At 69.2% G+C, this 25,254-nt stretch carries 25 protein-coding genes; 12 read left to right on the forward strand and 13 right to left on the reverse strand.

Annotation, left to right across the window (positions count from 1 at the left end; genetic code table 11):
* The first annotated feature begins 18 nt into the window (after positions 1 to 18).
* Genes VGJ96_14520 through VGJ96_14530 form a run of 3 tightly spaced genes read left to right on the forward strand, consistent with a single transcriptional unit; the run spans position 19 to position 3,862 of the window.
* Entirely contained in the window at positions 19 to 1,617 is a 1,599-nt protein-coding gene (locus VGJ96_14520) for a glycosyltransferase family 39 protein (GenBank protein ID HEY3288331.1), read from the forward strand.
* Entirely contained in the window at positions 1,614 to 2,993 is a 1,380-nt protein-coding gene (locus VGJ96_14525; GenBank protein ID HEY3288332.1) for a dipeptidase, read from the forward strand. Before VGJ96_14520 ends, VGJ96_14525 begins: the two co-directional genes overlap by 4 nt.
* A complete protein-coding gene (locus VGJ96_14530) occupies positions 2,990 to 3,862 on the forward strand; it encodes an FkbM family methyltransferase (GenBank protein ID HEY3288333.1) in 873 nt (290 codons plus the stop codon). The genes VGJ96_14525 and VGJ96_14530 overlap by 4 nt, the downstream gene beginning before the upstream one ends.
* A 55-nt stretch (positions 3,863 to 3,917) precedes the next feature.
* Here VGJ96_14530 and rho read toward each other — a convergent pair whose 3' ends face one another.
* Entirely contained in the window at positions 3,918 to 5,093 is a 1,176-nt protein-coding gene (rho, locus tag VGJ96_14535) for a transcription termination factor Rho (protein HEY3288334.1), read from the reverse strand.
* A gap of 803 nt (positions 5,094 to 5,896) precedes the next feature.
* Here rho and VGJ96_14540 point away from each other — a divergent pair.
* Positions 5,897 to 6,481: a hypothetical protein gene (locus tag VGJ96_14540; protein ID HEY3288335.1), complete on the forward strand. Its 585-nt coding sequence runs from the start codon at positions 5,897 to 5,899 to the stop codon at positions 6,479 to 6,481.
* A 33-nt stretch (positions 6,482 to 6,514) separates the two neighbouring features.
* Here VGJ96_14540 and VGJ96_14545 read toward each other — a convergent pair whose 3' ends face one another.
* From VGJ96_14545 to VGJ96_14555, 3 genes are read right to left on the reverse strand one after another with little or no spacing between them, the layout of a single operon-like run.
* Positions 6,515 to 7,408, reverse strand: a complete 894-nt coding sequence (locus VGJ96_14545; protein HEY3288336.1) for a polysaccharide deacetylase family protein — start codon at positions 7,406 to 7,408, stop codon at positions 6,515 to 6,517.
* A 50-nt stretch (positions 7,409 to 7,458) separates the two neighbouring features.
* Positions 7,459 to 8,709: a DUF1501 domain-containing protein gene (locus VGJ96_14550; protein HEY3288337.1), complete on the reverse strand. Its 1,251-nt coding sequence runs from the start codon at positions 8,707 to 8,709 to the stop codon at positions 7,459 to 7,461.
* 5 nt (positions 8,710 to 8,714) lie between these two features.
* The gene (locus VGJ96_14555; GenBank protein HEY3288338.1) at positions 8,715 to 10,439 is read right to left on the reverse strand and encodes a DUF1800 domain-containing protein; all 1,725 of its coding nucleotides are present in this window, start codon (positions 10,437 to 10,439) and stop codon (positions 8,715 to 8,717) included.
* A gap of 386 nt (positions 10,440 to 10,825) precedes the next feature.
* Here VGJ96_14555 and VGJ96_14560 point away from each other — a divergent pair, with 386 nt between their 5' ends.
* Together VGJ96_14560 and VGJ96_14565 are read left to right on the forward strand one after the other, a co-directional pair.
* The gene (locus tag VGJ96_14560) at positions 10,826 to 11,368 is read left to right on the forward strand and encodes a hypothetical protein (protein ID HEY3288339.1); all 543 of its coding nucleotides are present in this window, start codon (positions 10,826 to 10,828) and stop codon (positions 11,366 to 11,368) included.
* Between the two features lie 319 nt (positions 11,369 to 11,687).
* On the forward strand, positions 11,688 to 13,793 hold the full coding sequence (locus VGJ96_14565; GenBank protein ID HEY3288340.1) for an elongation factor G: 2,106 nt from the start codon (positions 11,688 to 11,690) through the stop codon (positions 13,791 to 13,793).
* A 136-nt stretch (positions 13,794 to 13,929) separates the two neighbouring features.
* Here the strand turns inward: VGJ96_14565 and thyX are convergent, their stop codons facing one another.
* From thyX to VGJ96_14610, 9 genes are all read right to left on the reverse strand, one after another.
* Positions 13,930 to 14,685, reverse strand: coding sequence for an FAD-dependent thymidylate synthase (gene thyX / locus VGJ96_14570; protein ID HEY3288341.1), 756 nt, complete (start codon positions 14,683 to 14,685; stop codon positions 13,930 to 13,932).
* Positions 14,686 to 14,763: 78 nt separating this feature from the next.
* On the reverse strand, positions 14,764 to 15,810 hold the full coding sequence (locus VGJ96_14575; GenBank protein ID HEY3288342.1) for a squalene/phytoene synthase family protein: 1,047 nt from the start codon (positions 15,808 to 15,810) through the stop codon (positions 14,764 to 14,766).
* 59 nt (positions 15,811 to 15,869) lie between these two features.
* Positions 15,870 to 16,697 carry a hypothetical protein gene (locus tag VGJ96_14580; protein ID HEY3288343.1) on the reverse strand — a complete coding sequence of 276 codons (828 nt, stop codon included), beginning with the start codon at positions 16,695 to 16,697 and terminating at the stop codon, positions 15,870 to 15,872.
* Positions 16,698 to 16,829: 132 nt separating this feature from the next.
* Complete coding sequence (locus VGJ96_14585; GenBank protein HEY3288344.1) at positions 16,830 to 17,573, reverse strand: zinc ribbon domain-containing protein; 744 nt, start codon at positions 17,571 to 17,573, stop codon at positions 16,830 to 16,832.
* On the reverse strand, positions 17,574 to 17,789 hold the full coding sequence (locus VGJ96_14590) for a hypothetical protein (GenBank protein ID HEY3288345.1): 216 nt from the start codon (positions 17,787 to 17,789) through the stop codon (positions 17,574 to 17,576).
* A 19-nt stretch (positions 17,790 to 17,808) separates the two neighbouring features.
* Entirely contained in the window at positions 17,809 to 18,420 is a 612-nt protein-coding gene (locus VGJ96_14595; GenBank protein HEY3288346.1) for a ribonuclease H, read from the reverse strand.
* Positions 18,417 to 18,632, reverse strand: coding sequence for a hypothetical protein (locus VGJ96_14600; GenBank protein HEY3288347.1), 216 nt, complete (start codon positions 18,630 to 18,632; stop codon positions 18,417 to 18,419). Before VGJ96_14600 ends, VGJ96_14595 begins: the two co-directional genes overlap by 4 nt.
* Positions 18,633 to 19,799, reverse strand: a complete 1,167-nt coding sequence (locus tag VGJ96_14605) for an ArgE/DapE family deacylase (GenBank protein ID HEY3288348.1) — start codon at positions 19,797 to 19,799, stop codon at positions 18,633 to 18,635.
* 78 nt (positions 19,800 to 19,877) lie between these two features.
* Positions 19,878 to 20,435 carry a hypothetical protein gene (locus VGJ96_14610; protein ID HEY3288349.1) on the reverse strand — a complete coding sequence of 186 codons (558 nt, stop codon included), beginning with the start codon at positions 20,433 to 20,435 and terminating at the stop codon, positions 19,878 to 19,880.
* A 255-nt stretch (positions 20,436 to 20,690) separates the two neighbouring features.
* Between VGJ96_14610 and VGJ96_14615 the strand changes: the two genes are divergently transcribed.
* The 6 genes from VGJ96_14615 to VGJ96_14640 all read left to right on the forward strand — a co-directional run bounded on the left by VGJ96_14615 (position 20,691) and on the right by VGJ96_14640 (position 25,159).
* Complete coding sequence (locus VGJ96_14615) at positions 20,691 to 21,797, forward strand: CoA transferase (GenBank protein HEY3288350.1); 1,107 nt, start codon at positions 20,691 to 20,693, stop codon at positions 21,795 to 21,797.
* Positions 21,798 to 21,854: 57 nt separating this feature from the next.
* On the forward strand, positions 21,855 to 23,081 hold the full coding sequence (locus VGJ96_14620) for a hypothetical protein (protein HEY3288351.1): 1,227 nt from the start codon (positions 21,855 to 21,857) through the stop codon (positions 23,079 to 23,081).
* Between the two features lie 165 nt (positions 23,082 to 23,246).
* Positions 23,247 to 23,813, forward strand: a complete 567-nt coding sequence (locus tag VGJ96_14625) for an RNA polymerase sigma factor (GenBank protein ID HEY3288352.1) — start codon at positions 23,247 to 23,249, stop codon at positions 23,811 to 23,813.
* Complete coding sequence (locus VGJ96_14630; GenBank protein ID HEY3288353.1) at positions 23,810 to 24,097, forward strand: hypothetical protein; 288 nt, start codon at positions 23,810 to 23,812, stop codon at positions 24,095 to 24,097. The genes VGJ96_14625 and VGJ96_14630 overlap by 4 nt, the downstream gene beginning before the upstream one ends.
* A 211-nt stretch (positions 24,098 to 24,308) precedes the next feature.
* Positions 24,309 to 24,821 carry a polymer-forming cytoskeletal protein gene (locus VGJ96_14635; GenBank protein HEY3288354.1) on the forward strand — a complete coding sequence of 171 codons (513 nt, stop codon included), beginning with the start codon at positions 24,309 to 24,311 and terminating at the stop codon, positions 24,819 to 24,821.
* Complete coding sequence (locus VGJ96_14640; GenBank protein ID HEY3288355.1) at positions 24,818 to 25,159, forward strand: hypothetical protein; 342 nt, start codon at positions 24,818 to 24,820, stop codon at positions 25,157 to 25,159. The genes VGJ96_14635 and VGJ96_14640 overlap by 4 nt, the downstream gene beginning before the upstream one ends.
* Positions 25,160 to 25,254 lie beyond the last annotated feature (95 nt).

Consider the following 25,254-nt stretch of genomic DNA (forward strand, 5'->3'; position numbering starts at 1 on the left):
CGTCCGCGCCTTCGTTCCATGACCGTCTCCTCTCCGGCACATCGGGCGGCCACCGCCGAGTGGACGCGCGCCCTGCAGCTGCTCGCGGCCGGCACGGTGCTGCGCCTGCTGATGGCCGCGCTCGTCCCGCTCACCAACGACGAGGCGTACTACTGGGAATGGAGCCGCCGCCTGGCGGCGGGTTACTTCGATCATCCGCCGGCCATCGCCTGGCTTGTCGCCCTCGGCGGCGACTCGCCGTTGGGCGTGCGCGTCGGTTCCGTGCTGGCCGGCACGCTGGCCGGCCTCGCCGTGCTTCGTACGGCCCGGCGGCTGGGCGGAGATGCGGCCGCCCTGTGGGCATCGCTCATCTTCGCCTGTTTGCCGCTTGCCGCGGCCGGCTATGTGCTCGCGACGCCGGACGCCCCGCTCTTCTGTGCGCTGGCCTGGACGCTGCATGCCGTAGTCGAAGCGCTGGAGGCGCCGGCGGCATCGCGCGCGGCGCTGCGCTGGTGGAGCGTCGCGGGCGTCGCCATCGGCGTGGCGATGCTCTCCAAGTACACGGCGGTGCTGGTGCCGGCGGCCATCGCGCTGTCGTGCGCGCTCTACGCGCCGCTGCGGGCGCGCTTTCGTGAGCCAGGGCCATACGTTGCGGTGGCGATTGCCTCTGTGGTGCTCGCGCCGAACCTGTGGTGGAATGCCACGCATGAGTGGACTTCGTTCGCCTTCCAGTTCGGGCATGGCCTCGGCGCGCCCAAGGCGACAGGCCTCGGCGCGGTGGTGACCCGTGAGCTCAACCTGATTGGCGGTCAGGCCGGCCTCACATCACCCATCCTGTTCGTGCTGCTGGTCGGCGCCGTCTGGCGCGCCGTGCGGCAGCGCGACGATGCGGTGCTTCGCCTGCTGGCGTCGGTCAGCGTCTTCGTGCTTCTGTTCTTCGCCTGGAGCGCGACGCGAAAGAACGTGGAGGCCAACTGGCCCGCCTCGGCGTGGCTCCCCGCGATCATCCTCGTGGCGCTCGAGGCGGCCCATGGAGTGCGCCGGGGATGGCTGCGCGGCGGGCTCTGGCTGGGTGCGGCGCTCGTGGTGCTCGTCTATGTCGATGCCGCCACGTTGCTCGCGCCACGCCTCGGCCTGCGTCCGGGACGCGACCCCATAAGTCAGGCGTACGGATGGGACGCCGTCGCCGGCGGCGTTGGCGAAGCGGTGCGCATCGCGCAGTCGGCGCGACGGGGAGAGCCCATGCCGCGGCACGTCTGGGTGGCGGCCGATCGCTACCAGCAGGCGGCCCAGCTCGCATGGGGCCTGCGCCAGTCAGGTCGCGACTCCATCGGCGTCTTCTCCACCAATCTCGCCGGCCGCGCCAACCAGTACGATCTCTGGTGGGGCTTCCGCGAACGCGCGAGCCCCGGCGACGCGCTCGTGCTCGTGCTGGATGAGGCTGCCCCGGAAGCGGCGGCCGCGGAACCCGCCCCCATCGTGGCGCTCGCGCCATATTTTTCACGTGTCGATCAAGGCCCCCCCGTGGTGCGATCCGCCCACGGTCTACTGCTCGGGCGCCAGCGCGCCTGGTTGCTCCGCGACTGGCGCGGCGGCTGGCCCGGGCATTCAACGCCGTCCATACCGGAGTCCCGATGACCATCGCGGCCGACCTTGAAGGACGCTTCGCCGCACGCGAAGCGCAGCTCCTCGACGATCTCTTCGCCTTCCTTCGCATCCCGAGTGTCAGCGCGAAGGCCGAGCACAACGCCGATACCCAGCGCGCCGCCGCCTGGGTGCACGGACGCTTTGAGAAGATGGGATTCGCCGTCGAGACGTGCCCGACGCCCGGGCATCCCGTCGTGCTGGCCGAGTGGCGCAAGGCACCCGCTGGCGCGCCCACGTTCCTGGTCTACGGCCACTACGACGTGCAGCCGGCCGAGCCGCTCAACCTGTGGACCTCGCCCGCCTTCGAGCCGACCGTTCGCGATGGCAAGCTGTTCGCCCGCGGCAGCGTGGACGACAAGGGGCAGCTGTTCGCGCATATCGCGGCGCTCGAGACGATGCTGGAGGTTCGCGGCAAGCTGCCGGTCAATGTGATCGTCATCGCCGAGGGGGAGGAGGAGGTCGGCAGCGAGAACCTCGCGCCGTTCATCGAGAAGAACAAGAAACGGCTCGCCTGCGACGGCGTGGTGATCTCCGATTCATCCATGTTCGCCCCCGGCATCCCCAGCATCCTCAGCTCGCTCCGCGGACTCGCGTACTTCGAGATCAACGTGCGCGGCCCGGCGCAGGACCTGCACTCGGGCTCGTACGGCGGTGCCGTGGTGAACCCGGCCATGGCGCTCGCCCGCATCCTCGCGACGATGCACGACGCCAACGGAAAGATCATGATCGACGGCTTCTACGACGACGTGCTCCCGTTCCCGCCCGACGTCATCGCCGGCATGCGCAAGCTGCCGTTCGACGAGGAGCATTTCCGCCAGGAAGTCGGCGCGCCGTCCCTCGGCGGCGAACCGCAGTTCACCGTGCTCGAGAAGCTCTGGACGCGCCCGACCTGCGAGGTGAACGGCCTGCTCAGCGGTTACACCGGCGAGGGCGCCAAGACGGTGCTCCCCGGCGTGAGCATGGCCAAGGTCAGCTGCCGCCTGGTGCCGAAGCAGGATCCCGCCAAGATCGAAGCGTTGATGAAGGCGCACGTCGCCAAGGTCGCGCCCAAGGGAGTGACCGCCACGGTCACGCACCTGCACGGCGGCAAGCCATGGCGCGCCGACCTCGAGGGATCGCTGTTCGACGCCGCCAAGAAGGCGCTGTCGGCGGCGTTTGGTCGCGAACCGGTGGTGACCGGCGAGGGCGGCTCCATTCCCGTGGTCGGTGATTTCGAGCGCATCCTCGGCGTCCCGGTGCTGCTGATGGGCTTCGGTCTGCCGGGCGAGAACGCCCACGCGCCCGATGAGTGGATGAGCGTGGAGAACTTCAACAAGGGCATGCGCGCCATCGCGGCGCTGTTCGAGGAGCTAGGCAGCGGCACGTGAGCGCCGCGCTCGGGACGCTCGCGTTTGATGCCGTTGCGAGGCTAAGCCGGACGCTCCCGCATTTTCGCGGCAAGTGGCAGGTGGCGGATGTACTCCGTCGCCTGCTGCTTCCGCTTCGAGCGCCGGCGGACGGCCTCTGCCGCGTGCGCATGAAGGACGGCAGCGTCATGACGTGGGACGTACGCGACGCGGCCGAGGGACGCGCGGTCTTCCTGGGGATCTGGGATGACGACCTGCGCAACGCCGTCTGCGCGCGGCTCGCGACCGGCGGCGTGACCCTTGATGTTGGGGCGAGCGTCGGCGCGTGGACCGTGCCACTGGCACGGCACGTCGGCGCGGAGGGCATGGTGTATGCCTTCGAACCGGTGCCAGCCAATCTCACGCGGCTCGAGCGCGCCGTGGCGGACAACGCCCTGGCCCGCGTTGTGATCGTGCCCTTCGCACTGGGCGACGCGGAGCGGACCGTTGACATGTGGCTGCGTTCATCCGTCACCACCGCGTCCTCCGGCACCGCCGCGATCGTCGCGGCTGGCGCCGGCCAGATCTCCGTGACGATGCGGCCGCTCGATGGCTGGATTGAGACGGCGGCCCTGCCACGCCTCGACTTCATCAAGCTTGATGTCGAAGGGTCGGAGCTCATGGTGCTCGCTGGCGCCGAGCGTGCCATTGCCAGGTTCCGGCCGGTCATTCTGGGGGAATTCGACGAATACTGGATGTCGCTGCATCAGCAATCGCGCGCCGACGCGCGCGCGTGGGCGGTATCACATGGCTACCGATTGTTGCGATGGGAGCGGCGCGCCCGGCGCTTCGTGCCGACCGAATCGCCATCCGGCGATGCCACGCTGATGGTGCCATCAGAGCGCGGCTAAGCAGCGAGGGCCCGAGACAACAGTCTCGGACCCTCTTCGCCATGCGTCGACGCGACTAGAGCAGCCCCGCCAGCAGCGTGTCGTTGTCCGGCGTGCTCCCGATGCGCTTGATGAGCCACTCCATGCCGGCCTGTGGCGGCATCTGCTGGAGCCCGCGGCGCAAACTGTAGATGGCATCGAGCTGGCCGGGCTTGTAGAGCTTCTCCTCGCGCCGCGTGCCGGAACTCGCGATGTCGAACGCGGGGAAGATGCGCTTCTCCGACAGTCCGCGGTCGAGCTTGATCTCGCAGTTGCCGGTCCCCTTGAACTCCTCGAAGATCACGTCGTCCATGCGCGATCCCGTCTCGACCAGCGCCGTCGCGATGATCGTCAGCGAGCCGCCCCCGTTTTCCGGGGCGATATTGCGCGCCGAGCCGAAGAACGCCTTGGGTTTCGCCATCGCCGAGGTGTCGAGGCCGCCCGACATCGTGCGACCGGTGCCGCGCTCGGCGGTATTGTGCGCCCGCGCCATGCGCGTGAGCGAGTCGAGCACGATCACCACGTCCTTGCCCAGCTCCACCAGGCGGCGCGCCCGCTCGAGCACCATCTCGGTGACTTCGACGTGGCGCCGCGCCGGCTGGTCGAACGAAGACGCGATCACTTCACCCACGCCCCACGAGATGGCTTCGCTCACTTCCTCGGGCCGTTCGTCCACGAGCAGGATGAGCAGCGTGGCGTCGGGATGCTTGAGGGCCACGCCCTCGGTGATGGCCTGCAGCAGCATCGTCTTGCCGGCGCGCGCCGGTGCCACGATGAGCGCGCGCTGGCCGTAGCCGATCGGCGCGATCAGGTCGATGCAGCGCCGCGTCAGCTCCGGGCCGACGCGTGCGGGGCGTCCCGTCTCGAGCGTCAGGCGCCGGTCGGGATAGCTCGCCGTCAGTGAGGCAAAGTCCGGACGGCGCACCGCCTCGAGCGGGTCGTGGCCGTTGATGGACAGAATGTCCACGCACGTCGGACGGCCGCGATGGTCGCGCCCCGTGGTGGCCTTCACCAGATCGGACTTGCGCAGCCCGAATTGCCGGGCGAGGAATGATGGCACGTACGCGTCGCCCTGGTCCTCGAGGTAGCTCGCCCCCGCGCGCCGGATGAAACCGGCGTCGCGCGACGGGTCGTACCAGCCGGACGTCTCGCTGTCGGCGACAATCGGCTGCGGCGGTGCGCCGCCGCCTGCCGGCTGTCCGTTGGGTTCCACCCCGCCGCGATTGCGGCCCCGATGCCGGCGACCGCGGCGGCCAAAGCGCCCTTCTCGTCCCTCCCGCCCTTCGCGTCCCTCGCGCCGGTGTTCGAAGGGCGGTCGGCTGGCGCCGTTGCCGTCGGGGCTTCCTGCCTCCACCGGTGAGGTGGGGGGCGCGCCTTCGAGCGGGGCTGCCGGAGCCGACGGCGCTTCTGCCGACGTCTCTACTGGCGCAGGGTCCGCTGGGGCAGCGGGGGCCTCGAGTGCCGCTGGCGCATCAGGCGCTGCGGAGTCGAGGTACGGATCGGGCTCGGCCGAAGTGGATTCGGGAGCGGTCTGCCCGCGCGAACGCGTGGGGCGGCCGCGACGGCGAGGACGACGATTCTCGGCCATGCGTCAGTATGTGGTGTTGATGCGAAACGATAGGGGTCCGCTCCGCGTACACGCGGGCCGACCAAGAATGGGAGTGGGCACTCCGACAGCTTCCTCTGGGACAGGGCCCGTGACTTCCACGGACCGCGCGCGCCATGGCGCGCCAACGTGCAAACCTTCGATGAATACGGACGAGATTGGGCGCGCGGGGCGCCTCGGCATCCCAGGCCACGGAACGTCACGGGGCCCGGCAGGATCCAACGGACACACCGTCACTCGCGGCGCCGAGCGCCGGAGTCGCATGCCGCGACAGGCGGCAGAGGCGGAGGGGTGCGTTCACCGGCGTGCGCAACGCGCAGGCCAAGTGAAGTGGAGTATGGTGGGGTCCCTCCCTTCGCGCAACCCTCCGGTGCCCCGCCTTTCCGGATGAAGCGCATAAATTGGGAGCGATGACCAACCCGGCTCACACGCTGTCCCGGCTTACGGCGATCGTCGATGCCTACAAGGGACACCACGACGTACCCCGGCTGCTCGGCGAGCTGCAGGCGCTGGCTGACGCGTCGCCCACGGACGAACTCTTCGCCGCGGCCGACGCGCACGCCGCCCTGCCCGAGGTGCTCGGTCCGCTGATGGAGGTTGTCGTGGCGCGCGAGCCGCTGCACGCCCGCGCGCTGGTGCGCCTCGCGAACGCGTACTGGCTCAGCGGCCGGGGGCCCGACGTGGTCGGCGAACTCGCGTCGCGGGCCATCAGCGCCGATCCCGCGCATCGCGGCGGCTGGCACCTCTGGGCGCTGACGGAAACCGACCCGCGGGCGCGCATGAACCGCTGGCTGCAAGTGACGGAACGCTTTCCCGAGGATGACCTCGCGCGCGCGAATCTTGCCGACAACGCCGCCTCCGTCGGCACCACCGAAGACGATCCCGTCGCCATCAAGCTGGCCCTCGAGACATTTGCGGCGCTGCGTCGCACCGCGCCGCATCCGGCGCAACGCGAGGCAATCGACCGCGCCATCGAGGCACTGCGCGGTCGCTAGAGTGTCCGCCGCGCGCGATGCCGCGCGCCACCGCTAGCGTGGACGGAAACGCCGAGGCTCGATGTCGTCGAGCAGCTTCGCGAGATTGTTGCCGACCACCTGCGTTCGCGGAATCTCCAGCGGGTTGAATCCCGGTCCGTACGGTGTGCCCTGCAGGGCGCCCGTGACTTCGAGGATCGCGTCATGGCGATAGGCGGTGGTGCGTCCCGACCTGGCGTCGGTCCAGGTGCCGGCGCGTGCCAGCGCGTGATTCCTCGGCCAGAGACCCTGCGGGAGGGCGAAGGTTCGCACCCGATAGCCCGCCACGGCGGAGTCGATCGCCAGCGCGCCGCGGGCAATCTGCTCCTGAACCATCGCCTCGCTGAACCTGTTGAGCTGGCCATGCCACAGCGTGTGGTTGCACAACTCGAAGCCCTGCGCCGCGAGCCAGCGCACCTTCGACAGGCGCCATTCCGACTTCTGCCCGTCGATTCCCTTGTCGCCGAAGAACGCGTGGCCCGCCTTGGCGGCCGGCAGCAGGCAGAATGTCGCGCGCGGCTTCCAGTCCGGATGTTTCCGGCTGAAGTCGAGCCAGATGCCGACCGCGCTGTTCGGGTCGATCGTGAGCTTGCCCTGCTGTTCGATGTAGGAGAACTGGCCCGGCGACGCGTCGTCGAACGTGAAGACCACCGGCGACGTTCCGCCGGGGATGTCGAACTGCCGGTCGACCAGCTGGGCCACCGTGATGGGGCGGTAGCCGCGATCGTACAGGAGCTGCAGGTCGCGGCGAAACCCGTCACGCGAACGCTTCCACCGGCTGTCGCTGTCGCCGATGAGGTGGTACTGCAGGATCGGGACCTTGTACGGGAGCGACGGCGCGGTCGCCTGGGCCAGCACGGGAGACGCCCACCACACTGCGGCCAGCGCGAAGATTCGGATGCAACGCATGATCCCGAATTCTAGCGGCGTGCACGCTCCAATCAGTAGCGCGGCCGCCGCTAGCCGAGCACGCCGGGCATCGCGCCAGGCAGGCAGCCGGGAAAGAGCGACTCGAGCGACGTCGCGCCAAGGTGCTTGACGGCGACTTCGGCGAATACCGCGCGGAAGTCCGTCGTCAGCGCCAGGTCGCGCCCCTCGTACAGCTGTTCGGGGGCGAGCCCCGGCCAGCGCCCATGCACACGGCGACCGTTCACCGACCCGCCGATGACGAACATCGCTCCCGCGTGTCCGTGATCGGTGCCCCCGCTGCCGTTCTGCCGCGCCATGCGCCCGAATTCGGACATCGTCACGATCACGACATCCTGCATGCGATCGCCGAGGTCGGTGGCGAGCTCGGCGATGGACGCCCCGAAGTCGGCGAGCCGCTGGGCCAGCTGTCCAGTGGCCGCGCCCTGATTGACGTGCGTATCCCAGCCGCCGACGTCCGCAAACGCGATCTCCAAGCCGACGCCGGACTTGATCAGCTGCGCGATCGAGAGCAGGCGCTGTCCGAACTGCGTCGCGGGGTATGCAGCCCCGTTCTCGGGCTGATAGCGCTGCGGATTCGCCGCGCGCAGCATCTTCACCGCCTCGAACATCTCGGTGCCGGTGCCGTGGATCAGGTCGGCCGACCCGGTGCGATAAAGCGCTTCGAGTTGGGCAGCCTGCGTGCCACCGCCGCGCACCGTGAACTCCGCCACCGAGTTCATGGCGACCGTCGGGGCGCTTCCTTGGAGCACGCGGGGGGTCTGCGGCGTCATCGCGACCGCGCGGAACGGACTTGGCGTGCATGCTTCGCACGTTCCCGACGTCGCGAGGTACCGGTTCAACCAGCCATCGCTCGTCCCCTTGTTGTCGGGCGTCGCGCTCTCCATGTAGTCCTGCGCGTCGAAGTGCGACCGCGTCGCGCTCGGGCTCCCCACCGCGTGGATGGGCGCCAGCAGGCCGCGATCCCAGAGCGGCTTGAGCGGCGCCAGCGCCGGATGCAGCCCGAAGAAGCCATCGAGGTCCAGGGCCCCCGCCTCTCCCGCGGCGCGGGACGGCGGGGCGATGGCAATGGCGGGACGCAACCCGTAGTACGCGCGCTCGCCGAATGGCACCACGACGTTCAACGCGTCGGCCGCGCCACGCTGGAAGAGGCAGATCAGCACCTTGCCCTTGGCGGCCCGAGGCAGCTCCATGCCCAGAACCGTGCGGCGCAGGAAGCTCGGGCTCAGTCCCATCGTCACGAGCGCGAGGGCGGAGTTTCGAACGAAGACGCGGCGATGCATGGGGGCTACCTCCGTTGGAACTCGGGACTGCCCAGCGCGAGCCCGATCAGCTGGGGCAGCGCGCGCAGCGGCGGCAGCGTGGCGGCGGTGTCGAGCAGCGGATTCTTGCCGGTGAGGAGGACGGCACGCGTCACGCTCGAGACGTCGCCGCCAAGGAATGCCGTCACCACGGCGTCCACCTGTACATCGCGCGCCGCCTGCCGCAGCATGTCGGCGCCTGGAAGCGACAGCGGATTGGCGCCCGGCACCCGGCCCGCGGCAACGAGGAGCCCGAAATTGATCCGGTTCAGGATGGCACCGGTGCCGAGCCATCCGTCCGCGGTCTCCGGCCAGCCGTCCGGCGTCTGGCGACCGTAGACCGGCTGACCCAGGCCGGCGACGAGCTGCGCCGTGCGAACGGAACGATCCGGCGGCGCGTCCAGCGCGCGCAACGTGCTGATCACCACTTCGAACGGCGATTTCACTTTGGCACGATAGGCCTCCCGCGAGAAGAACTCCGGACTCGTCACGATGGTCCGCACGACCTCGCGGAGGTCGCCATCGGTGCGCAGGAAGGTCGCCGCCGCGCGGTCCACGAGGGTCTGGCTCGGCGTATCGCTCACGAATCGGCGCGCCAGCTTGAACGCGATGTGGTGTGCCGTGCTCGGATGCCGCGCCACGATGTCGAGCAGCTCTTCGCCGTCCTCGATGCCGCGCCCCGCCCTCAGCCGGTGGCCAAGCACCTGTTTCTCGCCGGCGTCGTGCATGAACGGCGTGAAGGTGAAACTGCCGCCCTGACGCGGCCCCGCGATCGTCCAGCCGGTGAGCGCCCGGGCGGCGTTGATCACATCCTGCTGCGTGTAGCCGCCGTCCACGCCCAGCGTGTGCAGTTCGAGGAGCTCTCGACCGTAGTTCTCATTGAGACCGGCGCGGAGACGGCGCTGCGCCTGCGGCGCGACGGGCGACGACGGGTTGGCGGCGGCCGGAAACCGCCGCGGCACGGCGCGGCGCGCGATTGGCGCGTTGACGCCATCCAGCCGGGGACGCCCGCTGTCGGCCGCGCTCTCCCAGTTGTCGAGATAGAAGAGCATCGCGGGACTCTTGGCGACCGCGCCCAGCAGGTCGCGAAACTTGCCCAGCGCGCGCGGCCGGACCACGCGGTTCTCGTAGTCGGCCAGATAGTACTGCTCGCGGATCCCCTTGCCGGCAAAGACGGTGAAGTGATTGAGCCAGAAATCGGTCATCACTTCCTGCAGCTGCCGCTCGCTGAGCAGGGCGCGTCCCACCCGCGTCACCTGCGCCTCCTCGGCGATGCGGCGGACGTTCTGCCGGGCGTGCCGAAGGAGCGCCGAGTCCTCGCGTGTGAGCGCGCCGGCGTTCCGCGACGAGAGCTGGCTGGCCAACACCCCGGGGTTCTGGTACTCGTTTTCGAGCTGCGCGGCGGTCTTCTGCACGACCTCGAACTCGCCGGCCCACTCCTCGGCCTTCGCGTCGTCGATGCGCTCCGGGTGCAGCTGGTCGTCGATCCAGCGGTCGGTGCCCATGGCATGCAGGCGATCCAGGTCGCCGGGACGCGCGCCGAACGTGAGGCGTGACAGGGCGTGCACGGCCTGCTGGTCCGAGGTCTGGGTGCGCGCCGTGCTGGCGGCGAGCATCGACTCCCCGCGCACGACCACGGGCGACGCGACGCGTGTGGACGCGCTGGAGCAGCCGGCAATGACGAGGGCGAAAGCGGGGGCAAGGCGGCGCATGGTCGGCTCGAGGGGGGACTGCGGAGGGAGACGTCAGCAAACGCCTGCTGTTAATCCGTCGTGTGGCCGCTACCGCGTCAAGACGGACTATACGCCGGCGACGAGTGACGTGCGTCACGTTGCGCCCGGTGCGGCAGACTGGCCGGGACGCGCTCGCCCGGGCTGAGGCGTTGTGCGTGGAGCATCGCACAGTGCGGCGGTGTATGACACGAGCCGGCAGTGCGTCGCGCGCCGATCACAAGCAGCGCGCGGCCGGTGGAAGGTGTGGCATCAGAGGGATCGGGTCCGTCGACGCCGGTTCGTGACATCTCCGTGACAGGGCGAGCGTGACGCGGCTCGGTCCTTGCAGGTAATCATCTATGAAGCAGTGCCCCCTTGGAGGAAGTATGGACGTTCTCGTGATGGTAGAGGAGCAGCCGCCCGAACACTCGAGCGTGCTGGCGCACGTTAGTTCGGTGCCCTCGCCGCTCACGATGGAGCGTCCGTCACGCGATGTGGTGACGCTGTACGGCGTTCCGAGCCCCGAGTCCCTCGCGCTCGCGCTGGCGGCAGCCCTTGAATCGCGGCGCTCGGCCGATGACCGTGCCGACACCGTTCGTCACGTCGGCGTCTGGCCCGAACGCGGCGCCGTCGGCGACGCGGCGTGGCGCGACGAGGAGACCGGCGAACTCGTGACGCGCGATCTCCAGATCCCGCTGGCGGTGCTCGCGGAGACGGCCCAGGCGTTGCTGCTGGAAGGCGGGCAGGCCATCCGTCGCCTCGTCGGCGGCCTCCGCATGCCCGATTGGCCCGAAGGGACGCGGCGCGCGGTCTCGTTCTCCTTCACGCCAACACCGGCCTTCGCGTCCGCCGCGACATCCGAAGCGGTCCTCGCCGTGCTGCGCGAGGCCGAAGGGCTGACCTACGACCTGGATGCGGACGAGAACTGACTCGATCCGTCGGTTGCGCGCGCGGCCCGCCTGATGGCGGGCCGCGCGTTCTTATTGCGGAACGAGGAGGGGGTAGAGGCCCAGGAACGCGGGACGAGAGGTGGAACGAGACGCGCGAGCCAGGTGGTTTCCCTCTCCCGTTCCTGCACTCATTCCACGTCCCCACGCCTCTACCGCCTCCTCGTTCCGCCCTCGCACCTCATCCCCCTCCTCGTTCCCCTACACCCAGGTCAGGGACGCTTACCCTTGACGTTCGCGTGAACTAATTGGATGCTCCCGTACCTATTAAGCGACGCCGATTTGATCGGCGGAGGGCAGCATGAAAGAGTACAGGAGTGAGGCAATCAGAAATGTCGCGGTAGTGGGACACGGGACGAGCGGCAAGACCACACTGGTCGACGCCCTCGCCTTCGTGTCCGGCAGCAGCAAGCGACATGGCCAAGTCAAGGACGGAACCGCGTTGACCGTGACCTCTCCCGAGGAAATCGAGCGCGGTTTTTCCATCTCCATGGGCTGCGCCTTCGCCGAGTGGCGTGACACCAAGATCAACCTGATCGACACGCCCGGGTTCCTCGACTTCCAGGGCGATGCGATTGCTGGCCTCACCGCCGCCGATGGCGCGCTGATCACCGTCGCCGCGGCGGCGGGCGTCGAGGTGGGCACGGAGCGCATGTTCCGCGAGGCGCTTTCGCGCCGCGATCCCGTGCTCTTCGCCGTCACCTTGATGGACAAGGAACACGCCGACTTCGACCGCGCGTACGAAGCGATCAAGGAGAAGCTCACCGCCAAGGTGGTGCCGGTGGAGATTCCCATCGGCGCCGGCGCCGGCTTCAAGGGGATCATCAACCTCTTCACCAAGAAGGCGCACGTCTTTGCCGCCGGCACGAAGTCGGGCGAGTACACCGAGACGGAGATCCCCGATTCGGAGAAGGCGCGCTTCGAGAAGTACCACCAGGAAATGGTCGAGGCGATCGCGGCCACCGACGACGCGCTGCTCGAGCGCTTCTTCGGCGGCGAGGAGATCCCCGGCGAGGAAGAAATGGCCGCCATGAAGCAGGCGATGAAGCGGCAGGAGCTCTTCCCGCTCCTCTGCTGCTCCGCCCAGCTCACCTGGGGCGTCCGCACGGTGCTCGACTTCCTCGTGCAGCTGATGCCGTCGGCGTACGACATGGAAGAGCAGAAGGCGTTCAAGGGGGCCGAAGGCAACAAGACCGTTGACATCCATCCCGACGAGACCGCGCCGTTCACCGCGCTCTGCTTCAAGACGATGACCGAGCCGCACGTCGGCGAGGTGACGTACTTCCGCACCTTCAGCGGCACGGTGGCCAACGGGCAGGAGGTCTTCAACGCCACGCGCGACCTGACCGAGAAGCTCATGCACCTGTCGGTGCCGCAGGGACGCGAGCGCCTCGAGGTGCCACGGCTCTTCCCCGGCGACATCGGCTGCGTGGCGAAGCTCAAGAACACGCACACCAACGACACGCTGTCCACCCGGGAGCACCCGGTCCGCCTGCCGCAGATCGAGTTCCCGCCGCCGCTCGTGACCTACGCCGTGAAGGCCACGGTCCACGCCGACGAGGAGAAGCTGCAGGTCGGGATGCACAAGATCCACGACGAGGATCCGACGTTCGAGACCCATTACGACGCCGAGACGCACGAGACCATCCTCAGCGGCATGGGCGAGCGCCACGTGGAAGTGGCGATGGCCAAGCTGAAGCGGGTGCTCAACGTGACGGCCACGCTCAAGACGCCGCGCATCGCCTATCGCGAGACGCTCACCGCGACGGCGGAAGGGCAGGGGCGGCACAAGAAGCAATCGGGCGGCCGCGGCCAGTTCGGCGATTGCTGGGTCAAGCTGCGCCCGGCGCCGCGCGGCAAGGGCTACGAGTACGTCGACGCCATCAAGGGCGGCGTCATCCCGCGCCAGTACATCCCCGCGGTCGACAAGGGCGTGCAGGAAGCCGCCGAACGCGGCATCCTCGCGGGCTATCCCGTGGTGGACTTCATCTGCGAGTGCTTCGACGGGTCGTCGCACTCCGTGGACTCGAACGAAGCGTCATTCAAGATGGCGGGCATTCTCGCCTTCAAGAACATCGCGCCCAAGTGCCGGCCCGTGCTGCTCGAGCCGCTGCATGAGGTCGAGATTCTGACCCCCGACGTCTATCTGGGCGACGTGATGGGCGACATTTCCGGCCGCCGCGGCCAGATCCTCGGCTCCGAGAACATCGACGGCATCGGCACCAAGGTGAAGGCCATCGTGCCGCAGGCCGAGCTGTACCTCTACGCCACGAAGCTCCAGTCGATGACGCAGGGTCGCGGCACCTTCACGCACAAGTTCCACACGTATGAACTGATGCCGCACGAAGCCGCGGCCAAGGTGATAGCGGAGTCGGAGAAGGAGAAGAAGGAGGAAGCGGAGGAGTAACGACGGTCACCGTCGAGAAGACCGGGCGGGGCGTGAATTCACTTCACGCCCCGCCCTGCTCTTGCACGACGGTATTAAGGCCGGCCCGCCTGCGCCGGCCCGTCGAGACGATCCCAGGGGACGCCGCCGCGCGCGCTCACACCTTGTGGTAGCCGATCCGCGCCGACTCCACCCGGTCGTCGGCGGTGTAGATCTCGAAGTCGCTGAAGAAACCCGGCGCCTCCACTTGGAGCACGCGCAGCACCATCACGGCGAGGCGGCGAATCTCCTGCTCGGCCCCCTCGCCCGTGCGCAGTTCCAGCATCGTGCGCCACGCGCGCACATTGGCGGTCACGACGATCTTCGTCTCGGTCGAGTTCGGCAGCACGCCGCGCGCCGCTTCGCGCGCCATCTTGCGGCGGTGCACCTTGTCGGCGACCCAGCTGTACCGTTCCATCAGCTTCTCGACCAGGGCGATGTACGTCGCCTGCGCCGACTCCACCTGGGCCTTCCACTGCGCCACCAGCGCCTCGTCGCCGAGCATGGCCGGGGGGATCACGAACGCGGCGTCGCTCTCGTCCACGTAGCGCTGCGAGAGCTGCGAGTACGCAAAGCCGGCGCGATGCCGCACGAGTTCATGCGTCAGTGACCGGCTGATCCCCTCGAGCAGGAGCGAGAAGTTGGCGTGCTCGAGCACCGAGCCGTGCCCCTGCTTCTTGATGTTCTCCAGATAGTCGCGCGTCGAGCGATTCGCGGGATTGCGCTGGCTCATGTAGCACAGGCGTCCCGCGAACTCGGAGAGCCGCTCGCCGTCGGTGCTCTGGCCCTGCCACTGCACCGGCAGATGGGCAGGCTCGATGAACTGCGGGCGCGAGAGGACGGAGACCTTGGGCGCAGCGTAGAAATGCGGCATCGGAAGGGTGTTGGGGTTCCGCGGAATTTATGGCGCTGACCGAATGAACGTGAGGGCCGCCGGCTGCGGGTGCGCGATTCACCCCGCCAGCGTGCCGAACGGGCGCTCGCGCACCGTCGCAATGAGCCGGCGCAGCAGCGCGTTGCTCCCCAGCGCCGCCAGCCCCGCGATCATCAGTCCGCGGACCTCGGAGCGGCCGATCTTCACCACCCCGCCCGGACGCAGCATCGCATCGGAACGCGTCAGCTCGCGCAGCGTGGCATAGGCGTAGAGCAGGGGGAGCACGCAAAAGGCGCGCACGGTCACGGCGCGGCGCGGGACCAGCAGCAGGTACTCGAACGCCTCGTCGAGATCGGTCCACGCGAGCGCGATGAACTCGCCCACCGCCGCCCGGTTCGCCGCGAGGTGCGCCGCATCGAGGAGCGTCGCCTGCGACCCGCCGTGCGCGCGGAGCGTCGCCTCGGGCACGTAGATGGCATTCTCGCGCTCGGCGTCGGTGGCGATGTCCTTCAGGATGTTCACGGTCTGCAGCGCCTCGCCGAAATGCGTGCAGCGCGCCCACAGCGCGTCATACCGGGTGGCCGGTACGTGGCCAAACTCGCGCCAGAGTTCGGTCAGCATGCAGCCGACCGTCCCGGCCACGTAGTAGCAGTACTCGCGGTATTCCTCGACCGTCTGGATGCGCAGGCCATGCGGATGCCGCAGGGTAAAGGCCGCCATGCCGCGCGCCATCTCGCGCACCCAGTGCGCCACGCGGGCGCTGGCGGCCGGCGGGAGCGAGCGGAAGAGCACGCAGACCAGGTGGGTGTTGCGCAACAGCCGCACGTGCGCCGCGTCGCCGCGGATGAGCGCGGCCCGCGCCGGAAAAGCGTCGGCCGCCGCCGCGTCGTCCAGGCAGCCAAGGAACTCCTCGAGCAGGCGTGCCTTGTCCTCGGGGGCGGCGGTGCCGTCATCCTCGAGCGTGTCGGCAATGCGGCATAGCAGGTAGGCGCAGAGCACCGATCGTCCCAGCTCGCCGCGCAGCAGCCGCACGGAGAGCGCGAATGTCCGCGACACCGCTGGCAGGATCTCGCGCGAGAAGCGCTCGGCTTCTCGCACGCGCGCGGCGGTGTCGGCGGTGGGCATGCGGCAAATCTACGGAGCCGCGCGTTGTGGCTGCCACCGCGCCGGACCTCCGGATGGCGCTACTTGGACGGGAGCAGGCTCCGGGTCAGTCCGTCGATCAGTTGCTGCGTGGGCGACGGCCGGTCGGGGAACTCGAGCCGGTCAAGCACCCGTTCCAGCGACACCAGCGCCTGCCGCCGCAGCGCGCGCCACGCATTGCGCGCGACCACCCAGCCAACCCACCCCAGCACGATGGGCGGCAGCGCCCCGAGCCACGGGTAGAGCGTCAGCACCGCCAGCGGCACCCCCGCCAGCGCGCCGATGACGGCCAGGGCGATGGGCGTCGCCAGCTGCTTGCTGCGGGCTCGGCGCAGGTCCGCCGCGAGCGCCACATGCGTGCGCCGCGCATCCACGGCACCGACGCTGACCACCACCTCGCTCGCCCGCGACAGGTAGTAGCCCTTGCCCCCAAAGTCCATCGCGCGCGCCACCTGGTCGAACACGCCCCGTTTCGGCTCGAGCACCAACTGGTCGGGGTAGCGGCGAATCACGCCCAGCGATTCGTCGTGGGCAAGCACGGCTTCGAGCCGGCCAAGCAGCTCGCCGGGCGCCCCGGGCACGACGCGCGCCGCCGAGATCGCCGGGTCGGCGAGCATCGCATCGCTCTCGCGCTGGGCGGCCGCCAGCGGCGCCCGTGCCCGCTCCTCGGCGATGGCCTGGCGCACGGCCTCGGGCGCAATGCCCACCTCGCGTGCGATGTCCAGGACGCGCGCTTCGCTCAGATCGTCGCTGCGTTCCGCCGCGTCGTCTCCGTGGACATGCAGTTCCATCGCGCGCGCCAGCACACGCTCCAGCGCGGCGCGGCTGAGGGCACGGTCATCGGGGCGTGGCGACAAGGGGTTGGTCATGGCAGAAGCCGCGCGCCAGGGCGCGCCGGGAGGTTGCAGGAGTCAGTCACACCACGGCGCTGGTCAGCGACCAGCCGCGTCTCACCTTCCGTACGGCGGAGCGCGCGCGCCGGTTCCGGTTCGGCCCGCCGGTCAACTGGTTGTCGAGGCGCGGCCGCAGACCACGCAGAATTTCCAGGCCGGATCAATCTCGGCGCTGCACCCCGGACAGCGGTTCACCTTCAGGTTCTGCCCGCAGTGGGGGCAGAACGTGACCGCGCGGCCTTCCGGCAGCATCTGGCCGCAGAAGCGGCATCCCGGGCGCGGCGTGCGCATCACCGATTCGATGGTCGGGTCCGGAATGTGCGCGCCGCGCGCCTGGTATGATGCCCGCGGCTTCGCGTGGCTGCCGGCGCCGAGTGCCTCACCCAGGTCCGCCGGGCTCGGCGGGAGCTGACGCTGGATCGCGTCCAGCGCCGCCGAGATTTCCGAAGGGTTGGCCGCGTGCGATGGCGGTGTCGTCTCGCTTGCCCGTACCTCCGGGGCCGGCGCCGATTCCAGCACCTGGCGCATCGCGTGCTGCGCCAGCGTCACCTTCGCCGTGCTGTACGCGTGCAGTGCCCGCAGGTCGGGGTTCCCGGAATCCAGCTCGCGTCGCAGGTCCTCCTGCATCGCATCGTCCACGAAGAGCAGCCCGCGTTCGCCGGAAAGGAGGCGGAGCACCAGGACTTCGTAGTCCTCCGCGGAGTCGATCCCCATCTCGGCGCGCGTGGAGCGGTACGGCACGAAGGTGCGCAGGATCTCGCCCACTTCAAAGGCGCGCGACAGGTGTTCCGGTCGCACGTCTCGGATCCGACGCACCAGGATGCGAAAGAGTCTCTCGAGCTGGTCAGCCATCTAGTGAGCCGCCTTCATCTTTTCGTCTGCGTTCTGCTGCAACTTCTTCTCGGCGTCGACTTTCAGCGACTCGGCGCGCTGCACGGAGTTGATCCTCGAATTCGTGACGGACTTGACCATCCGCAGCACCGTCGGCTCTGTGTGGTGACGACCGTCATAGAAGCCGTAGGAGTATCCCGCGGCCAGTCCGAGCAGCAGTCCGAGGAGCAAGCGCATTCCAGCCTCCGGCGTGACGTCAACCGATCCGTGGCAAAGATGCGTGCGGCGTGAACGTCGCGCCATCGGGAAAGGCGTCTGGTTCGCTCGCGCGGCTGCCGCGGGCGCGGTACGCGGCGAGCCATTCATCGAACGCCGACTCCACCAGTCCGCCGCTCGCCGTCTGGTCGGCGGCGGCGCGGGTGGCGAGATGGTTCGCGTATTCGTTCTGCGCGTGCCCGACATGTCCGCGCACCCACCGCCAGGCGATGGCGTGCCCCTCGCAGGCGGCGAGCGCGGCGCACCACAGGTCGAGGTTCTCGATGGCGCCGGTCTTGCGCTTCCAGCCGTTGCGCGCCCAGCCGTGCACCCACCCCGTCATGCCGTCCACGATGTAGCGTGAGTCGGAGGTGAAACAGACGCGGAACCGGCCGCCCTTCGCGCCGATCGCCTGCAGGGCCTCGATGACGGAGCGCAGCGCCATCCGGTTGTTGGTCGTCGCCGGCTCGCTGACCCAGAGGTCGCGGCGCACCAGCGCGCCGCCCGGCCGCTGATACTCGATCAGGATGCCGGCACCGCCCGGATTGTCGCCGGCCTGGCCGTTGCCCAGGCACGACTCGTCGGCGTAGATCGCCACCAGTTCCACGCTCATTTCACGATCTCCAGCCGCTCGGCCTCATCGAGCCAGAGCGTGAGATGGTCGCCCGTGGTCGGGTGACGCGCCTCGATGCACTCGCGCCGGTTGCGCAGCACCAGCCGCTCGGGAATGACCAGGAACTCGGTGCCGCGCCGGAAGACGGCGATCCGCAGTCCGCGGGAGATGGCGTGCTCGAGGGCGTCATATTGCTTGACGGTCAGCTGCACTCAGCGCACCCCGAACCAGTCCAGGGCGGCCTGCGCGAGCACCGCCGTGGCCCGCTGCACCTCCTGCACCGGCACCCACTCCGTGGCGCTGTGCGCCAGCCGGATGTCACCCGGCCCGTAACAGATGGCGGGAATGCCGGCGGCCGAAAGCAGCGCGGCGTCCGTCCAGTACGAGAGACCTTCCACCGCCGGTGCCGTCCCCTCGACCGCCTCGATCGCGCGCGACAGCGATTGCACGATGGGCGCGTCCACGGCGACGTCGTTGGACGCCTGGACGAAGGTCACCTCCACGTCGGCGCGGAAGCGCGCGTCGCGCGCCGCCACGCGGTCGCAGGCGGCGCGCAGCTCGGCGGCGAAACTCTCGCCCGTCTCCCCTGGAAGGGTGCGGCGCTCGAACTCGACGCGGCAGCAGTCCGCGTAGGTCGAGAGCCCCTGCCCGCCGCTGATGCGCGCGGCGTGGAACGAACCGCGTCCGAGCAGCGGATGCGTGCGCTGCGGCAGGACCGTCTGCTGGTACACCTCGAGCTCGGCCAGCAGCAGGGCGGCCATCGTGTTCGCGTCCACCCCCACGTCATACCGCGAGCCGTGCGCCGCCACGCCGTGCACCTGCACGACGGCCCACGCAAAGCCGCGGTGCGCCGGGCCGATTGCCAGTCGCGTCGGCTCGGTGACGATCGCGGCATCGGCGCGCACGCCGTGCGCAATCAGCGCCGCGGTTCCGGCCGACTGCCATTCCTCGTCCGTCACGGCGGCGATCACGATCTCGCCGTCGATCCCCGCATCGGCCGCATGTACGGCCGCGGCGCACATCGCCGCCACGCCACCCTTCATGTCGCAGCTGCCGCGGCCAAAGAGATGCCCCTCTCGGATCGCCGGCTCGAACGGCGGGTGCGTCATCCCCGCCACGCCAACCGTGTCGAGGTGCCCGTTGAACATCAGCGTGCGTCCCCCGGGGCGCCCGATGCGGGCCACGACATTCGGCCGGTCGGCGGCCGTCTCCATGAGCGCGACACGGAATCCCCACGTGGTCAGCACATCGGCGAGCATCCGTGCACACTCGCCTTCACCCGGGGCGCCGGGCACCAGTGTTGGGTTGCGCGAGTCAACGGCGACGAGCGCTGCGGTGAGGGCGACGGCATCGCCACGCGGTGGCGGAATCACGGACACAGGCAGGGAAGGAAAAGGGAAACGGGCGCGCCCCACTGAAGGTGCGCGCCCGTCACGTCGCGTGGAAGTCGGCGCCGGTTACTTCTTGGGCGCCGGCTTCTTGGCCGCCGGCGCCTTCTTGGCGGGTGCCTTCTTGGCGGGGGCCTTCTTGGCGGGTGCCTTCTTCGCGGGGGCCGCCTTGTGCGTTGCCGGCTTGTGCGCGGCCGGCTTGTGCGCGGCCGGCTTGTGCGCGGCTGGCTTATGCGCGGCTGGCTTATGCGCGGCTGGCTTGTGCGCGGCCGGCTTGTGGACCTCAGCCTTCGCGGCCGGCTTCGCCGCCTTGTGCTTCTTGCTCCACGCCTCCTCGACGCCGTGCAGCAGTTTGTCGGCCTCGTCCTGCGTCATCTGGCCGCGGCGCACCATGAACTGCACCACATCGCGCGCGCTTTCGATGGCAAACCCGCTCAAGCCGGCGGCGGCGTTGATGACATCCTTCATGGCGGCTGCCATCTTGCTGCCGGCCTCCATGGAGATCTCGGCGGCCTTGGCCGCCATCTCGGCGACCGCGTCGCGGACGTCCTGGCCACGATGACCGGGATGTCGGCGGGGCAACACAGTGCCGCTCCCTTCTGGCTTGGCCGGGGCTTTGTCTGTCATTTTGATGCTCCTTGCTCGAGCCGCCGGTTGCAGGCCCCGGCGTCGGGCCCCATCGCATCGAGCACTAGGCGATGGAGCGAGGGGGCGCTCAGGAACGTCTCGTTAGAGCGCTCGCCCATTGATCGGGGCCAAGTATATGATTTTCGTAGAGATAATCAAGGTGACCGGAACGAATTTCTGGATCGAAGTTCTTGCTCGCAATATCGAAGAGAATAGTACATTTTTAATACACAATCAACACATTATCAATACATAATGGAGACACTTCCGCTTTCAGGACTCAGAATTCTCGACCTCAGCCGAGTGCTTGCCGGGCCGCTCTGCACGATGATTCTCGGCGATCTGGGCGCAAATGTGATCAAGGTCGAACGTCCGGAGGGTGGTGACGACACCCGAGGGTGGGGGCCGCCGTTCGACGCAGCGGGGCGAAGTGCCTACTTCCTCTCGATCAACCGGAACAAGCTCTCCGTCGCCCTGGACCTCTCGACCGACGCGGGCGCCGCGCTGGTGCGGGCACTCGCCGCGCAGGCCGACGTCGTCGTGGACAACTTCCAGCGCGGCGTGCTGGAACGCTGGGGACTCGCCCCACAGCGCCTGCTGGCCGAACACCCGCGGTTGATCTGGTGCACGATCACCGGGTTCGGCCCGGACTCCGATCGCCCCGGGTACGATTTTGTCGTGCAGGCGGAGTCGGGGTGGATGGCCATCACGGGTGAGCCCACTGGCGCGCCCATGAAAGTGGGGGTCGCGCTGGCCGACGTGATTGCCGGGAAGGACGCCGCGATCGCGATCCTTGCAGCGCTCGCCGGGCGTGATCACCCGCGCGACGCGGGGGCGCGCCACCTGACCATTTCACTCGCGCACAGCGCCATCGCGTCGCTGGTGAACGTCGCCCAGAATGCGCTCGTGTCGGGGCGCGGCGTCTCGCGCTGGGGTAACGCGCACCCGAATCTGGTGCCCTACCAGCTCTTCGACGCGCTCGACCGGCCCATCGTGATCGCGGTGGGAAGCGACGCCCAGTTCATCGCCGCGATGCGTGCCCTCGGCCTCACTGCGATGGCCGAGGACGAGCGCTACCGGACCAATAGCGGCCGCCTCGCGCATCGTGAGGCCGTCGTGGGGGCGATCGCGGAACGCATCCGCACACAGCCGGCGGCGGCCTGGCTCGCCGCGCTGGAGGGCGCGCGCGTGCCATGTGGCGTCGTCAAGCCGGTGCTCGAGGCGCTGCGGGACGTGGAGGCGTCGCCGCTGACCGGGGTGGCTCCCCTCGCGCCGGGGAGTGTACGACGTGAACCCCCGATGCTGGATCAGCATGGTGCGCTGGTGCGGGCCCGCGGCTGGGATGCGTTTCAGTCGCCCTAGCTGGTCGATTCCGTCCCTCGCTGTGAATCGCTTCCCCTCGCGGCCATATTCCTCGTAATGCGTTCGCGTCTGCCGCTTCTGCTGCTGCTGGTCGCCGCCTGCTCGGGCGACGCGCGCATCAGCGCGCCTGCCGGCGCATCGGCCTTCCGTCGCTTCGTGGCCGTGGGCACCGGCCTGACGATGGGCGAGCAGGGCGCGGGCGTCGTCTACGAGTCCCAGATCGCCGCCTGGCCGGCACGACTCGCGGCGCGCGTCGGCGCGCCGTTCCGCGTGCCGGCCCTCAAGGCGCCCGGGTGCACCCCGCCGCTCGTGGCGCCGCTGTCGATGTTCCGCACGCTCGCCGGACCGGTCGTCGCCGGTACCTACACGTGCAGTGGCCGGCTTGGCGCCGACACGCTCCCGGCCAATAGCGTGGCGGTTTCGGGCGCCACGGCGTGGGACGCCCTGCACACGTCGCCGCGCTCGCTCGTCTCGCAGCCGGCCTCGCTCGACCAGGCGCGGTACCAGCTCGTCCTCCCGACCGTGCAGACGCAGGTGCAGGCCATGCAGGCGCAGCAGCCCACGCTCGTCGCCCTGGAGCTCGGCGCCGGCGAGGTCTTGCGCGCGGCGACGACGGGCCTCGTGGTGACCGGGACGAGCTACACGCAGAAGACGGCGTGGACGCTGATGCCTGCCGCCGTCTTCGCCGTCGTGTTCGATTCGATCGCCGACAGCGTGAAGGCGACGGGCGCCCGCGCCGTCTTCGTCGGCGTTCCGCAGCTGATGTCGCTCCCCGCCTGGCGCAGCGGCGATGACCTCTGGCAACAGCGCACCGCGCTGGACGCATTCGGTCTTGAGGTCCAACCGGATTGTCAGGGGAGCACGAATCTCGTGCAGACCGTGGCGGTGCTGCCGTCGCTGGCCGCGGCGGCCCGAGCGGCGGGAACGTCGCAGCCGCTCTCGTGCGCCAACCGGCCCGGCGAGGCGGATTACATCCTCACCGCCACCGATGCGGCGCTGATCACGCAGACCATCACCGCGATCAACGCCGCCATCAAGGCGGCTGCGGAGAAGCGGGAGTTCGTATACGTGGAGGTGCCGCTCTTCGCGCGCGAGGTGCCGTTCCACGCGCCCGCCTTCACGGCGACGGGCTTCTTCAGCAGCGACGCCCCGTTCGGTCTTGCGACCTCGCTCGACGGCGTGCTGCCCAGCGCGTACGGCCACGAGCTGCTTGCCGACCGCGTGGCCGCCGCGCTGAACACCCGCTACGGCCTGTCGATCCCGATTCCGCCGCGGCCGCTGTAGCACAGATGGGTGCGCGCGAGCAACGGGCGCCGTCCGCCGACGCGACGTCGGTGTTACCAGTCGGCAATCGGCTCGTCTCAATTGTGCGACACCCCAGCGTGGCCCGTTCGGGCGGCGGTGGGGGTGGGCCTGTCCCCGGCGCGTGTGTGGCATTACACTAGCGTCGTGAAACTGAGCCAGCCCTCGCCGCAGCAAGAACAGGCCGACGCGGACCAGGCGGTTATTGACCGCGTGCTCGCCGGGGACCGGAACGCCTTCGGCAGTCTCATCCAGCGATACAGCGACCCGCTGTATCGCCATGCGGTGGGAATGACGGGGAGTCCCGACGTCGCCGAGGACATCCTGCAGGTCTCGTTCATCAAGGCGTACAACCACCTCAGCGAGGTGCGCGGGCGCTTCGATGCATGGGTCTTCCGCATCGTGGCCAACGGGTGCAAGGACTGGCTCAAGAACATCCGCCGGACCCACCTGAGTTACGAAGAGGACGATCAGCCGTCTGGATACGAGACCCCGGAGGAAGAACTCGATCGGGGTGAGTTGCGATCCGACCTGGACCGCGCGTTGTCCGCGCTCCCCGCGTCACTGCGGGAAGCGTTCGTGATGAAGCACGTCGAGGGTCGGTCGTACGAAGAGATGGCCGAGTTGCTCGACACGACCGTGGGTGCCCTGAAGATGCGCGTGCACCGTGCACGCGAGGCGCTTCAGGCGCTGCTGGAGGAGCGATACCAGTGATGCACAAAGATCTTGATCCGCGCGACGGTCTCGAACCGGGAGCGCCCCGCACGCCCAAGGAAGCGCCGACGGCCGACCAGGAGTTGGCGCCGACCGGGCGCATCTCCGACGCCGTGCATGCCTGGCTTGATGGCGAGCCGGTGGCCGAGGCTGCGCTGAACGCCGCGCCGCGCGAGGTCGCTTTCTGGAAGAAGGTCGAGGCCGAGACGACGACGCGTCGCCGCATGGTGACGCCGGCGCACGTCCCGGCGCAGATCCTCGCGAAATTGCCCGACAAGCGCTGAGCCGCGCGCGGGATGCCAAGGGCCGTCCGGGATTCCGGGCGGCCCTTCGTGTTTCCTCCAGTCTTCGGACGGCGCGATGCGCCCGCGTGTCGTTGCCCGCGAGCGATGTTCGCGGTGCTTCGTCGGCGTGCGTCCTACATCGGCACACTCGAGGGAACATGGGGTACGAGCGCCATCGCCGCGTTCATCACCCCAACGAGGATCTCTGTCCATGGCCATCTGGAAGGACCAACCCGCGCCGAAGAAGGATGATGTGCTTGCCGTGGCGGACACGCCCATCAAACGCGACATCGACCTGCGCCCTGATCCGACGCCGCGCGTCGCGCCGCCGCAGACGCCCGCGCCGGCGCGCGAGCAGCGCGAGTCGCTCATCGCGTCCGAGATCACGATCGAGGGAAAGATCGAGGGCTCCGGCCACGTGCGCCTTGCGGGACGCTTCAAGGGTGACGTGCAGGTGCAGGGCAACCTCTCCATCGAACAGGGCGCGAAACTCACGGGCGGCGTCCGCGCCAGCACGGTGGTGATCGGCGGCGAACTCGAGGGCAACATCACCGAAGCGACCCGGGTGGAGCTCCTCGATTCCGGCGTGCTCAACGGGGACCTCAAGGCAGGCTCGCTCACCGTGGCGGCGGGTTCACGCATGCGCGGTCAGGTCGAGTTCGGCTGGGGTGACGCCGGAGCGCCCGCGCCGGCGAAGAAGCTGGAGCGCGGCGCGATGCCATGACGGTGGGGCGTCAGGCGACGCCGGGCGCGGCGCGAACGTGTCCACACTGCCGGCAGACGATCCTCGCCAGCGCGGCCGTCTGCCCGGCGTGCCGGAAGCACCTGCGCTTCGAGGCGAAGGTGGCGCCCGAGCGCGTTGCGCCCATGCTCGTGCCCTTCCGTGTCGAGGGAAAGATCACGCCCCCGCCGGAGAGCGAACCGTGGGAATACTCGATGGTCGCCGAAATCCGCGACGAGCGCGGTGAGGAGATCGCGCGCCATGTGATCGGCGTCGGCGTGCTGCGGCCGACGGACGTGCGTACGTTCGCCGTGGTCATCGAGGTGACGGTTGCGAGCTGAGGCTGACGGCGGGGACGCGGAATGTCGAACCGGGAGTGAGCGTCGTGTACGGTGTGCGGTCTCTCGAGCGCCTGGTGAAAGCCATGGCGCTCGCC

It is taken from the genome of Gemmatimonadaceae bacterium, assembly GCA_036504815.1.
In the GTDB taxonomy this organism is placed as follows: domain Bacteria; phylum Gemmatimonadota; class Gemmatimonadetes; order Gemmatimonadales; family Gemmatimonadaceae; genus PNKL01.

Bases quoted from the DNA above. Each gene is read 5' to 3' on its own strand.
- VGJ96_14595 (HEY3288346.1), bottom strand. From the start codon at position 18,420: ATGAGCGTGGAACTGGTGGCGATCTACGCCGACGAGTCGTGCCTGGGC.
- VGJ96_14565 (HEY3288340.1), top strand. From the start codon at position 11,688: ATGAAAGAGTACAGGAGTGAGGCAATCAGAAATGTCGCGGTAGTGGGA.
- VGJ96_14575 (HEY3288342.1), bottom strand. From the start codon at position 15,810: ATGCCCACCGCCGACACCGCCGCGCGCGTGCGAGAAGCCGAGCGCTTC.
- VGJ96_14520 (HEY3288331.1), top strand. From the start codon at position 19: ATGACCGTCTCCTCTCCGGCACATCGGGCGGCCACCGCCGAGTGGACG.
- VGJ96_14540 (HEY3288335.1), top strand. From the start codon at position 5,897: ATGACCAACCCGGCTCACACGCTGTCCCGGCTTACGGCGATCGTCGAT.
- thyX (HEY3288341.1), bottom strand. From the start codon at position 14,685: ATGCCGCATTTCTACGCTGCGCCCAAGGTCTCCGTCCTCTCGCGCCCG.
- VGJ96_14550 (HEY3288337.1), bottom strand. From the start codon at position 8,709: ATGCATCGCCGCGTCTTCGTTCGAAACTCCGCCCTCGCGCTCGTGACG.
- VGJ96_14610 (HEY3288349.1), bottom strand. From the start codon at position 20,435: ATGACAGACAAAGCCCCGGCCAAGCCAGAAGGGAGCGGCACTGTGTTG.
- VGJ96_14615 (HEY3288350.1), top strand. From the start codon at position 20,691: ATGGAGACACTTCCGCTTTCAGGACTCAGAATTCTCGACCTCAGCCGA.
- VGJ96_14585 (HEY3288344.1), bottom strand. From the start codon at position 17,573: ATGGCTGACCAGCTCGAGAGACTCTTTCGCATCCTGGTGCGTCGGATC.
- VGJ96_14590 (HEY3288345.1), bottom strand. From the start codon at position 17,789: ATGCGCTTGCTCCTCGGACTGCTGCTCGGACTGGCCGCGGGATACTCC.
- VGJ96_14580 (HEY3288343.1), bottom strand. From the start codon at position 16,697: ATGACCAACCCCTTGTCGCCACGCCCCGATGACCGTGCCCTCAGCCGC.
- VGJ96_14560 (HEY3288339.1), top strand. From the start codon at position 10,826: ATGGACGTTCTCGTGATGGTAGAGGAGCAGCCGCCCGAACACTCGAGC.
- VGJ96_14635 (HEY3288354.1), top strand. From the start codon at position 24,309: ATGGCCATCTGGAAGGACCAACCCGCGCCGAAGAAGGATGATGTGCTT.
- VGJ96_14620 (HEY3288351.1), top strand. From the start codon at position 21,855: ATGCGTTCGCGTCTGCCGCTTCTGCTGCTGCTGGTCGCCGCCTGCTCG.
- VGJ96_14555 (HEY3288338.1), bottom strand. From the start codon at position 10,439: ATGCGCCGCCTTGCCCCCGCTTTCGCCCTCGTCATTGCCGGCTGCTCC.
- VGJ96_14525 (HEY3288332.1), top strand. From the start codon at position 1,614: ATGACCATCGCGGCCGACCTTGAAGGACGCTTCGCCGCACGCGAAGCG.
- VGJ96_14545 (HEY3288336.1), bottom strand. From the start codon at position 7,408: ATGCGTTGCATCCGAATCTTCGCGCTGGCCGCAGTGTGGTGGGCGTCT.
- VGJ96_14640 (HEY3288355.1), top strand. From the start codon at position 24,818: ATGACGGTGGGGCGTCAGGCGACGCCGGGCGCGGCGCGAACGTGTCCA.